Below are 14,682 nucleotides of genomic sequence, written 5' to 3'. Positions count from 1 at the left end.
GGCTGAGGCGGCCGGCTGAGGGGGCCCGCCGGCCTGCGGGAAGTGCCACCATGGACGGGTGCTGATGCTTCTGGACACCCCGTCCCTCTACTTCCGCGCCTTCTTCGGCATCCCGGAGTCGATCAAGGCTCCCGACGGCTCGCCGGTCAACGCGGTACGCGGGCTCATCGACATGATCGCCACCCTCGTGCGCCAGCACCAGCCCGCGGCGCTGGCGGCCACCATGGACGCCGACTGGCGGCCCGCGTTCCGGGTGGCGGCGATCCCGACGTACAAGGCGCACCGCGTCGCGCACGGCGACACCGAGGAGGTGCCGGAGGCGCTCGTCCCGCAGATCGCGGTCATCCAGAACGTGCTCGACGCCCTCGGCATCGCCCGCCTCGAGTCGCCCGGCTACGAGGCCGACGACGTGATCGGCACCCTCACCCACCGGGCCGGCGACGGCGCCGTCGACATCGTGACCGGCGACCGCGACCTGTTCCAGCTCGTGGACGACTCCCGTCCCGTGCGCGTCCTCTACACCGCGCGCGGCATCCGCAACCTGCAGATCGTGGACGAGGCGTTCGTCACCGCCAAGTACGGCGTGCCGGGCCGCGCCTACGCCGACTTCGCCACCCTGCGCGGCGACCCCAGCGACGGGCTGCCGGGCGTGCCCGGGGTCGGCGAGAAGACCGCCGCCGCCCTCATCACCCGCTTCGGCTCGCTGCCCGCCCTGCTGGAGGCCCTCGACGCGGGCGTCACGGACGGCTTCCCCGCGGGCAGCCGCACCCGCCTGGCCGCCGCCCGCGACTACCTGGCCGCGGCGCCCGCGGTCGTCAAGGTCGCCCCGGACGCGCCGCTCCCCGACGTGGACCTGACCCTGCCCGCCAAGCCCCGCGACCCGGAGGCACTCGTCCGCCTCGCCGACCGCTACGGCCTGGACAGCCCGCTCAACCGCCTCCTGGACGCCCTCGGCCGCTGATCCCTCGCCCGCGACCCGCCCTCGACGCGCCGACCACTTCGCGCCGGACTCCGCCGCACACCACCCCGCCGACCCGGCGCCACGAGAGAGCCCGCCGGGGCAGGTGAAGCCGCCGGTACCGGGCCGAGGCGGAAGGCCCAGGCGGGAGGCCCCGCCGGGAGGCCATGCCAGAGGCGATGCCAGGAGTCCCAGGTGGGTGGGGCCGAAGGGCGGGCGCAGGCGGTGGGCCGGGAGGGGTGGGCGGGCCGCGTCAGGTGGCGAGGTAGGAGCGGACGGCGTCCTGGGCCGCATCCCGGAGCCGGGCGTGCACCAGCACGTTCTCCTCCCGGTCCGTCCGCACCTCCACGATCCGGGGCCCTTCCCCGCGCAACGCCTTCGGCAGGTCGCCGATGTCCCCCACCAGCGTGTACGGCGTGCCCGTGGCGGCGGCCACGTACCCGAGGTCCACCCCGTGCGGCGTCCCGAAGACCCGCTCGAACGGATCCCGGACGGCGGCCTGCGGCAGCAGCGAGAAGATGCCGCCCCCGTCGTTGTTGACGACGACGTAGCAGATGTCGGGCCGCGGCTCGCGGGGCCCGAGGATGAGCCCGTTCTGGTCGTGCAGGAACGACAGGTCGCCGAGCAGCGCGTACGACGGCCCGTTGTGCGCCAGGGCGGCCCCCATGGCGGTGGAGACGAGCCCGTCGATGCCGGAGGCGCCGCGGTTGGCCATGAGGCGGATGCCGCGCCGGGGCCGCATGGCCTGGTCGAGGTCGCGGATGGGCATGGAGGAGCCGCAGAACAGCAGGGCGCCGTTGGGCAGGGCGTCGACGAGGTCTCTGGCCAGGCGCGGCTCGCTGGTGCCGGACAGGTCGAGGACCTCGTCCATGGCGGCGCGGACGGCGAGGTCGGCCTGGCGCCAGGCGTGCAGCCAGGAGTCGTCGCCGGAGGCGACGGGGATCTCGACGGCCTGGGCGACCTGGGTGGCGGAGCGGGTGGGGTCGGGCCAGCGGTCGAGGTCGGGGGCGACGACGATGTGCTCCTCGGCCCGCCGCAGCCACGACAGCAGCGGCCGTGACAGGCCGGGCCGGCCGAGGGTGACGACGACGTCGGGCCGGTGCGTGTCGGCGAACTCGGGCGTGCTGAGCAGGTAGTGGTAGGTGGAGATGGCGTGGTCGCCGTAGCGGGCGCCGCCGTTCGGCTCGGACAGCACGGGCCAGCCGGCCATGCCGGCGGCGGCGACGTAGCGGCGCACGTTGGCGGCGCCGTCGCCGACGACGAGGACGCCGCGCCTGGTGGGCGGGATGTGCAGGGCGATGGGCGGGGGCGCGACGCGGGCGCGCACCCACGGCCCGGAGACGCCGCCGTCGAGCGGTTCGCACCAGCCGGTGTCGCCGTCGGGGATCAGCGGCTCGCGGAAGGCGAGGTTGAGGTGCACGGGGCCGGGGTTGCCGGCACCGGCGGCGCGCTGGTAGGCGCGGCAGGCCAGGGAACGCCAGTAGGCGACCTGCCCGGGACGGTCCTCGGGCACGCCGACCTCGGCGAACCAGCGGGTGGCGGTGCCGAACAGCTTGATCTGGTCGATCGTCTGGTTGGCGCCGGTGCCGCGCAGCTCGGGCGGGCGGTCGGCGGTGAGCACGAGCAGCGGTACGCCCGATTCGCCGGCCTCGATGACGGCCGGGTGGAAGTTCGCGGTGGCGGTGCCGGAGGAGCAGATCAGCGCGACGGGCCGCTCGGAGCGCTTGGCAAGGCCGAGGGCGAGGTAGGAGGCGGAGCGCTCGTCCACGCGTACGTGCAGGCGGACCCGGGACTCGGCGTGCAGGGCGAGCGCGAGCGGGGCGGAGCGGGAGCCGGGGGCCAGCACCACGTCGGTCAGGCCGCAGCGCACCAGCTCGTCGACCAGTACGGTGGCCAGCGCGGTAGCGGGGTTCAACGTGAGGCCTCCTGCATCCGGCGAAGCCACTGGGGAGATTCAATCTCAAAAGCCGACAAATGCTGAAAATCTACCGAGGGGCGCCTGACCGCCAGCCGGCCGTCCACCGGCACCAGCGGGTCCGCCACCACGTCGCCCGACAGCAGCGACACCGTGCCGAGCCCGCACGCGTACGGCAGCGCCGGCAGCGCCGCCGCCAGCGCTAACCCGGCCGCGAGCCCCACCGACGTCTCGACGGCGCTGGACACCACGGCAGGCAGCCCGCACGCCTCCACCACGCGCAGCGCGGCCCGCACCCCGCCGAGCGGCTGCACCTTGACCACGGCGATGTCGGCGGCCTCGGCCGCCCGCACCCGCAGCGGGTCGTCGGCGCGGCGGATCGACTCGTCGGCCGCGATCGGCACGTCGCAGGCCCGCCGCACGGCCGCCAGCTCGTCGAGCGTGGCGCACGGCTGCTCGGCGTACTCCAGGTCGAAGCGGTCGAGCCGCTTGAGCCTGCGCACGGCCTCGCCGGGCTCCCAGGCGCCGTTGGCGTCGACGCGCAGCCGCCCCGAGGGGCCGAGCGCGTCGCGGACGGCCTCGACCCTGGCGAGGTCGTCGTCGAACGTCTGCCCCCGCTCGGCCACCTTGACCTTGGCCGTGGCGCAGCCCGAGCGGCGCACGATCTCGTGGGCCGACTCCGGGTCGACCGCGGGGACGGTCGCGTTGACCGGCACGCTGTCGCGCACCGGCTCGGGCCAGCCCTCGAAGGCCGCCTCGCGCGCGCACGCCAGCCACCGGGCGCTCTCGCGCGGGCCGTACTCGGGGAACGGCGAGAACTCGCCCCATCCCGCCGGGCCGTGCAGCAGCACCCCTTCCCTGACGGTCTGCCCCCGGAACCGCGTGCGCATCGGGATCCTGAAGACTCTGGGACCCGCTGGAGCCACGGGAGAACGCGTCACGACCCTCCCCTGCGCCGCTGTCCGACCTGTCGCCATTAACCTTACGAGCATGTGGAGGAACCCGTCGCATCCGGACCGTCCGCTGCATGCCATTGTGCAGCCTCCGGGCCCCGCCCTGTTCGCGGCCGTGCGCGACGCCCTGTCCGGTGACGGGCCCGCGGTCCTCCCCCTGTCCCCCGGCCACGCCGGCGCCGCGGTGGCCGCCCTGCGTCCCACGCACGCCGGCGGCGTCCCGCTCGACGGCGGCGAGGGCGTGCCCGGCGACGTGGCGGTGGTGATCGCCACCAGCGGCAGCACCGGCGCGCCCAAGGGCGTGCTGCTCTCCGCCGCCGCCCTGCGCGCCTCGGCGGCCGCCTCGCTGCGCCGCGTCGAGGCCGCCGAGGGTGAGCGCTGGCTGTGCTGCCTGCCCGTCGCGCACGTCTCCGGCCTCCAGGTCCTGGTACGCGCCCTGCTGTCCGGCAGCGAGCCGATCATCCATCCGGCGTTCGACCCCGGCGCGGTGCTGCGCTCGGGCGCCGACCACGTCTCCCTCGTGCCCACCCAGCTGCACCGGCTGGTGGAGGCGGGGGCCGACCTGTCGGTGTTCAGGACGATCGTGCTCGGCGGCGCCGCCGCCCCTCCCGGCCTGCTGGAACGGGCCAGGGAGCGGGGCGCGCGCATCGTGACCACGTACGGGTCGAGCGAGACGAGCGGCGGCTGCGTGTACGACGGGCGGCCCCTCGACGGCGTGGACGTCAAGATCGGCGAGGACGGCCTGATCAGGATCGCGGGCCCGGTGCTGTTCTCCGGTTACCGCTTCGGCGTGCCCGCCGCCCCGCTCGACGGCGGCTGGTTCGTCACCTCCGACCTCGGCGAGCTGCGCGAGGGCCGGCTGCGCGTGCTGGGCCGGGCCGACGACGTCATCAACACCGGCGGCGAGAAGGTCGTGGCCGGCGCTGTGACCGACGTGCTGCGCACCCACCCGGAGGTCGCCGACGCGGCCGTGATCGGCGCCCCGGACCGCGAATGGGGCGAGCTGGTCACGGCCGTCGTCGTGCCCGCCAACCCCGACACACCGCCCACGCTTGAGCAATTGAGGGCGTACTGCCGCGATAGGCTTCCCCCTCACGCCGCCCCGCGCGACCTGCGGCTCGTCCCCGCACTGCCCCTGCTGCCCAACGGCAAGACCGATCTGGTACGGCTGAGAGCAGGAACCTGACGAGTTGCGGCTGCGTCATATTGGGGAGAAGGAGGGAGCCTTCATGGACCAGACCCGCAAGATGTGGGCATCCGCGGCCGTCGTCGGCGTCATCGTCGTCGGGGGCGCCTCAGTCGCGGCGGCCGCCTCGGCGGGCAAGCTCGACCAGGTCGCGAGGGAGACCCGAGCCGTGGTGGAGAAGGCGTCGCCGTCCGGTGAGCAGCAGGCCCCGGCCCCCAAGAGCACCAGCGACGACGGCCTCGTGGTCTCCACCGAGGTCAACCCCGACCCGCGCGAGGTCATCGACTACTGGACCGACGAGCGGATGGAGGACGCCGAGCCCATGCCGATGCCCGAAGTGACGCCCGGCCAGTTCGAGGTCGGGCCCGAGCAGGTCGAGTCCGGCCCTGGCGGCACCGTGTCCGGACAGGCCGAGCCCGCGGAATAGACCTGCCGCAGGGGTGGTTCCGCACAAGGGGCGAACCGCCCCTTTTTCATCTCGCAGGGGCGTACGGGAACAAATGACGGCGATTGGCGTTATTGATACTGGTGCGCCGTGCGGACGCGAAACCGCCCCACCACAACCTGCCTGATCGCTTCCACTCCGTACGGAGGAGGTGTCCTCATGCCCAGAACCGCCGTGGCGACCCCACCCGCAACTCTCGACCAGCTGATTGAACGAGGGCGAGCCCAGGGTCACCTTTCTCTGGCGGAGCTGCGTGACGCATTCGCCGAGGCCGGCATCAGCCCCTCTGAAGGCCGCACGATCCTGCGTGAGCTGTCAGAGGCCGGCGTGAGCCTGGCCGCCGAGAACGAGCCGTCTCTCAGCACCACCGCCCCGAAGAAGACCCAGAAGAAGCCGGCCACCGCCAAGAAGACGACCTCGCGGGCAAAGACTACCGGCCGCAAGGCCGGCGAGGCAAAAACCTCCGCTCCCAGCGGAACCGCCGCCGCCGCCAAGGCCGTGACGCCGCCCGAGGCCAAGCCCGAGCACGAGGAGGACGTCCCCGACGACCTCGTCCTGAGCGAGGACGCGGAGCTGGACAACGAGCCGCTCGACCTCGACGACACGCAGTCCGTCATGGGCGACTCCGTGCACACCTACCTCAAGTCCATCGGCCGCCGCACCCTGCTCACCGCCGCCCAGGAGGTCGAGCTGGCCCGGCGCATCGAGGCCGGACTGTACGCCGAGTACAAGCTGGAGACCCAGCCCGACCTGCCCCCGTCCGTCCAGGAGGACCTGCACCTCGTGGTCGAGGACGGCCGGCAGGCCAAGGACCACATGCTGGAGGCCAACCTGCGGCTCGTGGTCTCGGTCGCCAAGAAGTACACCGACCGCGGCATGTCGCTGCTGGACGTCGTCCAGGAGGGCAACCTCGGGCTGATCAGGGCCGTGGAGAAGTTCGACTACACCAAGGGCTTCAAGTTCTCCACGTACGCCATGTGGTGGATCAGGCAGGCCATCCAGCGCGGCTTCGCCGACTCGGCCCGCACGATCCGGCTGCCCGTGCACGTCCTGGAGATGCTCTCCAAGCTGTCGCGGGTCGAGCGCGACATGCACCAGCGCCTCGGCCGCGAGCCCACGCCCGAGGAACTGGCCGTCGAGCTCGACAAGACCCCCGACCAGATCGAGGAGCTGCTGCGCACCAGCCGCCAGCCCATCTCGCTGAACGCGACGATCGGCGAGGACGGCGAGACCACGATCGGCGACCTCATCGAGGACGTCGACTCCCCCGAGGCGTCCGAGATCGTCGACCGCCAGCTCCTGGGCGACCAGCTCCGGGGCGTGCTCGACAACCTCTCGCCCCGCGAGTCGAAGATCATGGCGCTGCGCTTCGGCCTGGTGGACGGCAAGCCGCACACCCTCGACGAGATCGGCAAGCACCTGGGGCTGACCCGGGAGCGGATCCGGCAGCTCGAGAAGGAGTCGCTGTCCAAGCTCCGCCACCCGAGCAACACCCGTCCGCTGCTCGACTGGGCCAGCTGACCCCATGCCCGGCCCCTCGGCCGGGCCCGAAAACACGCGACCCCCGGCACCTCCCATCGGCGCCGGGGCTCTCGTCTTTCGAGGGTCCGCCGTCGCAGGGAGACGACGCACGGCAGCAAGAGCACCTCGTCCCGGACGGCGCACCGTTCGCGCGGAGGCGCACCACGGCAAGGGCACCTCACCTGGGACAGCACACTGCTTGGGAGGCGCGTCACCGCAGGAGCCACGCAATCGCACGGGCGCGCCGTCACACGGGCGAGCGCCGCCGTCACGGGCACACCGCCACACGGGCGCGTGCCACCGTCACAGGCGCGCCCCTCGCAGGAGGCGCGGCGCCGTCACGGGTGCGCCCTCGCAGGAGGCACGGCGCGCGGCGTGGCGCGTCGCCTCAGGAGACGCGTCGTCTCACGTGAGGCACGCCCCCACCAAGGCACGCCGCGGCGAGGGCGCCTCCTCTCGGAGCGGACACCCGCAGGAGACGCGCCCTCTTGCGGGGAGCCGCCTCACTGGCACGCACCGCCCACACGTGGCACGCTGCGCCGTACGTGGCATGCACCGCCATGGCATGCACCGCCACACATGGCATGCACCGCCTCACGCGGCGCGCTGTCGCGGAACGGGCCGCCCTCGGAGGGCGGGCCGTCGTCTGGGGCGGGTGAGTTGCCTGGCTGGTCAGGCGGTGGCGGGCAACGGGCGCGGGACGCGCGGGATGCCCCACAGGCGGTTGTCCTCGCGGAGGGTGCGCAGCCGCTCGACCTCGGCCGTCCACATGGCCCCCGCCGGCGTCGCCTTGGCCTTGCGGCGGGCGATCCGGTCGTCGTAGGCCTTGACCCCGAACGTGGCCCGCTGCCCCGCCTCGGCGGCCCTCAGGGCCTCGGTGAGCGCCTTGTCGAACGCCCGCCCGGCCGCGAGCAGCTCGATCTCGTCGGCCCCGGCGGCGCGCAGCTCACGCAGTGTCTGCTCGGCCTGCCTGGCCTTGTCGAGCAACTCGGGGAAGCTCTTGGAGATCTCCTGGTCCGCGTGGTAGCGGACCTCTGCCTCCCGGCTCACCCGCGGACGGAAAAACGCCATCGACCCGGCCCTTTCAAAGCTGTCGGTACTCGTTCAACCGCCTAGCGTACGCCGTCGCGCGACACGGGCGGAAATCGCCCCGGAGCGAGCGCCTTTACATAGTAAGATGATCACCATGCCCGCCAAGAGACCGCCGGTGCCCCTGTCCCGCGAGCGCATCATCGAGGCCGCGCTCCACATCGCCGACAGCCAGGGCCTGCGCAGGCTCACGATGCGCCGGCTGGGCGACGCCCTCCAGGTGGAGGCGATGGCCATCTACCACCACCTGCCCCGGGGCAAGGAGGCGCTGATGGACGCCCTGGCCGAGCACGTCACGGCCGTGCACGTCGAGCAGGGCCCCACCTGGCAGGAGACGGCCAAGGCGTGGTGCCGGGCCAGCAGGGAGCTGCTGCGCGACCATCCGGGCGTCCTGGCGCTGGCGCTGACCAAGCCGCCCAAGGGCGCCACGGCGCTCGCGATCAGGGAGCAGGTCGAGCAGCTCGCCGACGGGGGCCTGGAGAGCGCCGCGGAGGCCGTGCGGGCGCTGCGGGCGTTCGTGTTCGGGAGCGTGGCGGTCGAGGTACAGCAATCCGGCTGGGCCGACCCGGAAGTTGATGAATGGGTCAGACGGGACGAAAGAGCCGATTTGGACTTCGAGCGCGGACTCGACGCTCTTCTCAAGGGATTGCAAACGTGATGCGCGTGTCGCGCTTGGCCCGTTATCCTGCATAAGGCACGCTGTGTCGAAGGTCACACGATCCGGGGATCCTCCTGTAACAGTCCGAACGGGCTATGTCGGAACGAGTGACATACGTCGCACACTTGCCAGCACAACTACCGAGCAGGCTCCCGCCCCTCCAGAACGGGAGCGAACCCTTACGAGATATCGGAGGCACGCCGATGTGCCCGCACGACCCGGCCTGTCCGGATGCCGAGGCGCCGGACCGCGAGGCGGCACGCACCCTCGCCTGCCACCCCGAGCAGGGGTGGAGTTTGCTCTGCAACGGAGTCGTCCTGTTCGAGGACACCGGCGAGCTCCTGCCCAGCGGCACCGCCATCGCCCCGCACCGCCCCGTGGTCGGTGCCGCCTGACCACCACGGCGAGCAGCCACACCCGGCCCGCCCGCACCTAGAGGCCACCGCCCTGGCCACCCAAGAGCCGCATGAGCCGCCCAGAGGCCGCGGCGGTAGTGGCGGGCTTCCCTCACGCGAGCAGCGGCAGGCTCGCCTCAGGCGAGCAGCCGCCCGCAACTCGCGCGAGTGGGGCGGGCTCTCAAGCGACCAGCCGCACGAGCGGCGGCGCGCTCGCCCCGCGCGAGTGGCGGCAGGTCCGCCCCGGTGCCGCGCCACAGAGCCGCACCGGGCGTAACGGAGGCCGCCGTCACGGCTCCGCGTAGCGCATGATCCAGTCGGTGACGACCTCGCCCACCTTGGCGGGGTCGCGCTTGAGGTCGTGGTTCTCCCCCGGCAGCACGACCAGCCGTGCCGCGTCCGCCGCGTCGGGGATCCCGAACGGGTCGCGGTCGCCGTTCACCACCAGCACGTCCACCCCGGCGCCCCGCAGCTCGTCGGCGCGGGAACGTTCCGGCTTGCCCGGCGGGTGCAGGGGGAAGGCCAGCGCCACCACGGCAGCCGCGCCGACCGCCTTGGCCGTGCGGCACGCCACCCGCGCCCCGTTGCTCCGCCCGCCCTGCACGAGGGGCAGCCGCTCCCGGCCGGCGCGCAGCTCGCCCAGGACGATCTCCCACGCCTCGTCCTGCTTGGCCGGAGAGCCCGGCGCCCGCGCCCCCGCCACCCTGAACGCCTGCGTCACCCTGGCCACGGTGGCCCCGGCGGCGAGCGCGGCGTCCCGTACGGCCAGCAGGTCAGGAGCGTCGACGCTCCCGGCCGAGCCGTGGGTCAGCACCAGCAGCAGCCGCGGGTCCGCGGCGGCCTCGTCGATCTCCACCAGCGCCGGCCCTCTCGGGGTCATCACCTGCATGGCAGCACCGTACCTGGGGAGGAGCGGCCCCTAGCCCTCAGGGCGGATGACGGCGCGCCGCTCAGCAGGGATGATGTCCTCTATGCCAGACAAACGCCTCCGGGATGATCTACAGGCTACGCTCGACGCTCGTCGAGATCTGGGTCCGGAGTACGAGAGCGCGCTCATCGACTCGTTCGTGGAGCGGCTCGACGCCACGATCGCCGCTCGGGTGCGGGCCGAGCTGGACCATCACGACCCCGTACGATCCGCCCCGCGCCGCCATCCGATGGTCCCGATCGCTCTGGGCTCGCTGGGCATCGGCGTGCCGCTGACGGCGGTGGCGGCCAGCGCGGGCGGAGCCGGGCTGCTGGTGGCCTGGATGGCGATCGTGGTGATCAACGTGGCGGCCGCGGTCGCGATCATGCGACGCTCCTGACCCTCTCGGAGGACCGCGACGGGCTGAGGAGGGAGCCGCGGGTCAGGTGTCGCGGTGGAAGCGCAGGCGTACCTCGGCGGCCAGGGTCTCGTCCTCGTGCTCCAGCCCGTACGACCACACCCGCCCCGCGTCCTCGTCGCGGCCGCGCAGCGGCAGCGTGCGGGCGAGCAGCTCGATCGCCAGGGCGCTCGTCTGCGCGTCGGCCCCGCCCTCGACGCTCTCGGCGAACTCGGCGCAGGCCAGCTCCAGGTGCGCGATGCCGAGCCGGACCCGCAGCGCGGGCACCTCGTCTCCGGGCGCGAACTCCAGGGCGTCGAGGAGCACCTCGGCGGCCGCTCCTGGCTCCCCGTGCTCCATCATCAGCTCGGCGAGCTCGGCCGCGGCCTGCGCGCCGACGCGTTCGTCGCCGCCCCGCGCGCCGGTGTCCATGGCGGCGCGGAACTCCTTCTCCGCCTCCTCCAGGTGCTCCGAGCGGACGGCGAGCCGGGCGAGGGCAAGGTGGGCGAGCGGCACGTAGGCGGCGGTGCCGACGCCGAGCACGGCCTGCCAGGCGCCCCTGGCCTGCTCGTCGCGGCCCTCCCGCTCGAACCCCTGCGCGAGGTGGCAGGCGGCCTGCGCGGCGTACTCGGGGTGGCCGGTGGCCAGCGCGGCCCTGGCGGCGGCCCGGGCGCCGTCGGCGTCGCCGCGCTGGTCGAGCACCACGGCGAGCCCGACGGCGGCCTGTGCCCGGTCGGGCCCGTCGGGGTCGGCGGCCAGCTCGCCCAGGATGCGGGCGGCGGCTTCGAGGTCACCGCGCTCGGCCAGCCGGCGGGCGGTGTCGAGGGGCGGGGTCTCCAGCTCAGAGGACGTCAAGGGAGCTCCTTGGGGCGGCGGTCGCACCGAGCCTAACGACTATTGGCGATCATGTCTGCTCACTTGACGGTGAAGGACTGGCCGGATCCCGCGCCCCGGGCGTCCCGCGTGCCCGGAGCTGCCGCGACGCATTTCCGGGCAAGCGGGGCGCGGTGTGCGCGCCCCGCGCGTGTCGGGGATCAGTCCTCGTACGCCTCGAGGGGCGGGCAGGAGCACACCAGGTTGCGGTCGCCGTAGGCCTGGTCGATGCGGCGCACCGGCACCCAGTACTTGCCCTCGCGCAGCGACGGCAGCGGGTAGGCGGCCTCGGAGCGGCTGTACGGGTGCGGCCACTCGTCGGCGGTGACCGCCTCGGCCGTGTGCGGGGCGTTGCGCAGCGGGTTGTCGGTCTTGTCGTACTCGCCGGAGGCCACCTTGGCGATCTCGCCGCGGATGGCGATCATGGCGTCCACGAACCGGTCGAGCTCGCCCAGGTCCTCGCTCTCGGTGGGCTCGATCATGAGGGTCCCGGCGACGGGGAACGACATGGTGGGCGCGTGGAAGCCGTAGTCGATGAGGCGCTTGGCCACGTCGTCCACGGTGACGCCGGTCTCCTTGGTGATCTGGCGCAGGTCCACGATGCACTCGTGCGCGACCAGGCCGCCGCGGCCGGTGTAGAGCACGGGGTAGTGCGGGGCCAGGCGCCTGGCCAGGTAGTTGGCCGACAGGATGGCCTGCTCGGTGGCGGCGGTGAGGCCGTCGGCGCCCATCATCCTGACGTACGCCCACGAGATCGGCAGGATGCCGGCCGAGCCGTAGGGGGCGGCGGCGACGGGGCCGACGGGGGTGCCGTCGTGCAGCGGGTGGCCGGGCAGGTAGGCGGCCAGGTGGGCGCGGACGGCGACCGGGCCGACGCCGGGGCCGCCGCCGCCGTGCGGGATGCAGAACGTCTTGTGCAGGTTGAGGTGGGAGACGTCGGCCCCGAACTCGCCCGGCTTGGCCAGGCCGACGAGGGCGTTGAGGTTGGCGCCGTCGACGTACACCTGGCCGCCGGCGTCGTGCACCTTGGCGCACACCTCGGTGATGGTCTCCTCGTACACGCCGTGCGTGGACGGGTACGTCACCATGATCGCGGCCAGCGCGTCCCGGTGCTTTTCGATCTTGGCGTCGAGGTCGGCCAGGTCCACGTTGCCGTCGTCGTCGCAGGCCACGACCACGACGCGCATGCCTGCCATGACGGCGCTGGCGGCGTTCGTGCCGTGGGCGGAGGACGGGATGAGGCACACGTCGCGCTCGCCCTGGCCGTTGGCCCGGTGGTAGGCGCGGATGGCCAGCAGCCCGGCGAACTCGCCCTGCGAGCCGGCGTTCGGCTGGATGGAGACGGCGTCGTAGCCGGTCACCTCGGCCAGCCAGCCCTCCAGCGTGCCGATCAGCTCCCGGTAGCCCTCGGTCTGCTCGGCCGGCGCGTACGGGTGGATCGCGGCGAACTCCGGCCAGGTGATCGGCTCCATCTCGGTGGTCGCGTTCAGCTTCATGGTGCAGGAGCCGAGCGGGATCATCGAGCGGTCCAGCGCGATGTCCTTGTCCTGGAGCCTGCGCAGGTAGCGCAGCATCGCGGTCTCGGAGCGGTGGCTGTGGAAGACGGGGTGCGTCAGGTACGGGGTCTCGCGCAGCAGCGCGGACGGCAGCGCGTCGGGGGCGTTCTCGGGGTCGGCCTCGACGCCGCTCACCCCGAACGCGGCCCAGACCTTGGCCACCTCGGCGGCGCCGGTCTTCTCGTCGCAGGCGATGGAGACGTGGTCGTCGTCCACCTGCCACAGGTTGACGCCCTGCTCGGCGGCGGCGGCCACGACGGCGGCGGCCCTGCCGGGGACGCGGGCGAGGACGGTGTCGAAGAACTCGCCGTGCACGACCTCCACGCCGGCGCCGCGCAGCCCCTCGGCCAGGGCGGTGGCGTAGCGGTGCACCCGGTGGGCGATGCCGCGCAGCCCGTCGGGGCCGTGGTAGACGGCGTACATGCTCGCGATGACGGCGAGCAGCACCTGGGCGGTGCAGATGTTGCTGGTGGCCTTCTCGCGGCGGATGTGCTGCTCACGGGTCTGCAGGGCCAGGCGGTAGGCGGGGTCGCCGTCGGCGTCGACGGACACGCCGACCAGGCGGCCGGGGAGCTGGCGCTGCAGCCCCTCGCGTACGGACATGTAGGCGGCGTGCGGCCCGCCGAACCCGAACGGCACCCCGAACCGCTGCGAGGAGCCGACGGCGATGTCGGCGCCGAGCTCGCCGGGGGCGGCGACCAGCGTCAGCGCGAGCAGGTCGGCGGCGGCCACCACGAGCGCGCCGGCCTCGTGCGCGGCGGCGGCCACGGCGCGGAAGTCGCGCAGCCGCCCGGAGGCGCCGGGGTACTGCACGAGCAGCCCGAAGCACTCGGGCAGGTCGCCGTCGAGGTCGTGCTCGACGAGCGTGATGCCGAGCGGCTCGGCGCGGGTGGCCAGCACGGCCTTGGTCTGGGGCAGCGCGTCGGCGTCCACGACGAACACGTCGCTCTTGGACTTGCCGGCCCGGCGCGCGAGCGTCATGGCCTCGGCGGCGGCGGTGCCCTCGTCCAGCAGGGACGCGCCGGCGACGGGCAGGCCGGTGAGGTCGGAGACGACCGTCTGGAAGTTCAGCAGCGCCTCCAGGCGGCCCTGCGAGATCTCCGGCTGGTACGGCGTGTAGGCGGTGTACCAGCCCGGGTTCTCCAGCACGTTGCGCCGGATGACGCCGGGGGTGACGGTGTCGTAGTAGCCCAGGCCGATCATGGAGGTGAGCACGCGGTTGCGCCCGGCCAGGGCGCGCAGCTCGGCGATGGCCTCGGCCTCGCCGATGGCGGCGGGCAGCTTGAGCTTGTCCTTGGCCCTGATCGCCTCGGGCACGGCCACCGCGACCAGGTCCGCGACGGATTCGAAGCCCACGGCCTCGAGCATGCGCTGCTGCTCGGACTCCGACGGGCCGATGTGCCTGGACGAGAACGGCGGAGCTGACAGGTCGGTCATGGGGTGTGCCTCCCGAGGCTTATGGAGACCGGCGCCAGGGCGCGGGCGAGTGCCGGGTCTCCCCCTCTGTCAGCGCGGCCCCGTCACCTGCGTCGGCGCCACGACCTGAGAGCTTCACCCCCGGTGGGGCTTGCACCGTCGGTGAGGCGCGCCTGGCGGGTGCGCCTGCTTTCCAGAGTTGCCTCGCCCGAGCGGTACTGGATGCCTGAGAGATTCCGGGGAGGGTTGCTCCTTCGGCGCCCCGGGACCGTCTGGTGCCCGGGGACTCTCCCGCACGGGGTCGTCAGCCTTGCTGTCCTAGATTACTACGGTAGCCCCCGATAACCGGTCATTGGACCCGCTTCCGGCCACGCTCGAGCCGGCTTCGAGGCACACGGATGCGACGGTGCAAG

Annotated in this window: 13 protein-coding genes and 1 riboswitch; of the genes, 7 read left to right on the top strand and 6 right to left on the bottom strand. The window is 73.4% G+C overall.

Annotation, left to right across the window (positions count from 1 at the left end; genetic code table 11):
• Positions 1–64: 64 nt before the first annotated feature.
• Complete coding sequence (locus HCN51_RS23110) at positions 65–961, top strand: 5'-3' exonuclease (RefSeq protein WP_168011667.1); 897 nt, start codon at positions 65–67, stop codon at positions 959–961.
• 250 nt (positions 962–1,211) lie between these two features.
• On the opposite strand, the gene menD is transcribed toward HCN51_RS23110, so the two are convergent.
• Together menD and HCN51_RS23100 are read right to left on the bottom strand one after the other, a co-directional pair.
• A complete protein-coding gene (gene menD, locus HCN51_RS23105; protein ID WP_168011550.1) occupies positions 1,212–2,873 on the bottom strand; it encodes a 2-succinyl-5-enolpyruvyl-6-hydroxy-3-cyclohexene-1-carboxylic-acid synthase in 1,662 nt (553 codons plus the stop codon).
• Positions 2,870–3,763, bottom strand: coding sequence for an o-succinylbenzoate synthase (locus tag HCN51_RS23100; protein WP_240973158.1), 894 nt, complete (start codon positions 3,761–3,763; stop codon positions 2,870–2,872). Before HCN51_RS23100 ends, menD begins: the two co-directional genes overlap by 4 nt.
• A 100-nt stretch (positions 3,764–3,863) precedes the next feature.
• On the opposite strand from HCN51_RS23100, the gene HCN51_RS23095 reads away from it, so the two are divergent.
• From HCN51_RS23095 to HCN51_RS23085, 3 genes are all read left to right on the top strand, one after another.
• A complete protein-coding gene (locus HCN51_RS23095; RefSeq protein WP_168011548.1) occupies positions 3,864–5,012 on the top strand; it encodes an AMP-binding protein in 1,149 nt (382 codons plus the stop codon).
• 43 nt (positions 5,013–5,055) lie between these two features.
• The gene (locus tag HCN51_RS23090) at positions 5,056–5,439 is read left to right on the top strand and encodes a hypothetical protein (RefSeq protein ID WP_168011547.1); all 384 of its coding nucleotides are present in this window, start codon (positions 5,056–5,058) and stop codon (positions 5,437–5,439) included.
• A gap of 177 nt (positions 5,440–5,616) precedes the next feature.
• Positions 5,617–6,978, top strand: a complete 1,362-nt coding sequence (locus HCN51_RS23085; protein WP_168011546.1) for an RNA polymerase sigma factor — start codon at positions 5,617–5,619, stop codon at positions 6,976–6,978.
• A gap of 672 nt (positions 6,979–7,650) precedes the next feature.
• Here HCN51_RS23085 and HCN51_RS23080 read toward each other — a convergent pair.
• On the bottom strand, positions 7,651–8,028 hold the full coding sequence (locus tag HCN51_RS23080) for a hypothetical protein (protein ID WP_230466316.1): 378 nt from the start codon (positions 8,026–8,028) through the stop codon (positions 7,651–7,653).
• Positions 8,029–8,164: 136 nt separating this feature from the next.
• Between HCN51_RS23080 and HCN51_RS23075 the strand changes: the two genes are divergently transcribed.
• Together HCN51_RS23075 and HCN51_RS23070 are read left to right on the top strand one after the other, a co-directional pair.
• Positions 8,165–8,725 carry a TetR/AcrR family transcriptional regulator C-terminal domain-containing protein gene (locus HCN51_RS23075; RefSeq protein ID WP_168011545.1) on the top strand — a complete coding sequence of 187 codons (561 nt, stop codon included), beginning with the start codon at positions 8,165–8,167 and terminating at the stop codon, positions 8,723–8,725.
• A gap of 203 nt (positions 8,726–8,928) precedes the next feature.
• A complete protein-coding gene (locus tag HCN51_RS23070) occupies positions 8,929–9,120 on the top strand; it encodes a DUF5999 family protein (RefSeq protein WP_080040273.1) in 192 nt (63 codons plus the stop codon).
• Positions 9,121–9,409: 289 nt separating this feature from the next.
• Here the strand turns inward: HCN51_RS23070 and HCN51_RS23065 are convergent, their stop codons facing one another.
• Entirely contained in the window at positions 9,410–10,009 is a 600-nt protein-coding gene (locus HCN51_RS23065; RefSeq protein WP_168011544.1) for an alpha/beta hydrolase family protein, read from the bottom strand.
• An 82-nt stretch (positions 10,010–10,091) separates the two neighbouring features.
• On the opposite strand from HCN51_RS23065, the gene HCN51_RS23060 reads away from it, so the two are divergent.
• Complete coding sequence (locus tag HCN51_RS23060; protein WP_206067556.1) at positions 10,092–10,427, top strand: hypothetical protein; 336 nt, start codon at positions 10,092–10,094, stop codon at positions 10,425–10,427.
• 42 nt (positions 10,428–10,469) lie between these two features.
• Here the strand turns inward: HCN51_RS23060 and HCN51_RS23055 are convergent, their stop codons facing one another.
• Together HCN51_RS23055 and gcvP are read right to left on the bottom strand one after the other, a co-directional pair.
• On the bottom strand, positions 10,470–11,279 hold the full coding sequence (locus HCN51_RS23055; RefSeq protein WP_168011542.1) for a tetratricopeptide repeat protein: 810 nt from the start codon (positions 11,277–11,279) through the stop codon (positions 10,470–10,472).
• 179 nt (positions 11,280–11,458) lie between these two features.
• Positions 11,459–14,290, bottom strand: coding sequence for an aminomethyl-transferring glycine dehydrogenase (gene gcvP, locus HCN51_RS23050; protein ID WP_168011541.1), 2,832 nt, complete (start codon positions 14,288–14,290; stop codon positions 11,459–11,461).
• A 182-nt stretch (positions 14,291–14,472) separates the two neighbouring features.
• Positions 14,473–14,573, bottom strand: a riboswitch (glycine riboswitch).
• Positions 14,574–14,682: the final 109 nt, after the last annotated feature.

Source organism: Nonomuraea composti (assembly GCF_012034275.1).
Lineage (GTDB): Bacteria > Actinomycetota > Actinomycetes > Streptosporangiales > Streptosporangiaceae > Nonomuraea > Nonomuraea composti.
Note: the sequence above shows the minus strand (reverse complement) of the source record. Positions and strands in the feature narration are given on the sequence as shown.

Coding starts and splice junctions, on each gene's coding strand:
- HCN51_RS23110 (WP_168011667.1), top strand. CDS start 65: ATGCTTCTGGACACCCCGTCCCTCTACTTCCGCGCCTTCTTCGGCATC.
- HCN51_RS23100 (WP_240973158.1), bottom strand. CDS start 3,763: ATGCGCACGCGGTTCCGGGGGCAGACCGTCAGGGAAGGGGTGCTGCTG.
- HCN51_RS23095 (WP_168011548.1), top strand. CDS start 3,864: ATGTGGAGGAACCCGTCGCATCCGGACCGTCCGCTGCATGCCATTGTG.
- HCN51_RS23090 (WP_168011547.1), top strand. CDS start 5,056: ATGGACCAGACCCGCAAGATGTGGGCATCCGCGGCCGTCGTCGGCGTC.
- HCN51_RS23085 (WP_168011546.1), top strand. CDS start 5,617: ATGCCCAGAACCGCCGTGGCGACCCCACCCGCAACTCTCGACCAGCTG.
- HCN51_RS23075 (WP_168011545.1), top strand. CDS start 8,165: ATGCCCGCCAAGAGACCGCCGGTGCCCCTGTCCCGCGAGCGCATCATC.
- HCN51_RS23070 (WP_080040273.1), top strand. CDS start 8,929: ATGTGCCCGCACGACCCGGCCTGTCCGGATGCCGAGGCGCCGGACCGC.
- HCN51_RS23065 (WP_168011544.1), bottom strand. CDS start 10,009: ATGCAGGTGATGACCCCGAGAGGGCCGGCGCTGGTGGAGATCGACGAG.
- HCN51_RS23060 (WP_206067556.1), top strand. CDS start 10,092: ATGCCAGACAAACGCCTCCGGGATGATCTACAGGCTACGCTCGACGCT.
- gcvP (WP_168011541.1), bottom strand. CDS start 14,290: ATGACCGACCTGTCAGCTCCGCCGTTCTCGTCCAGGCACATCGGCCCG.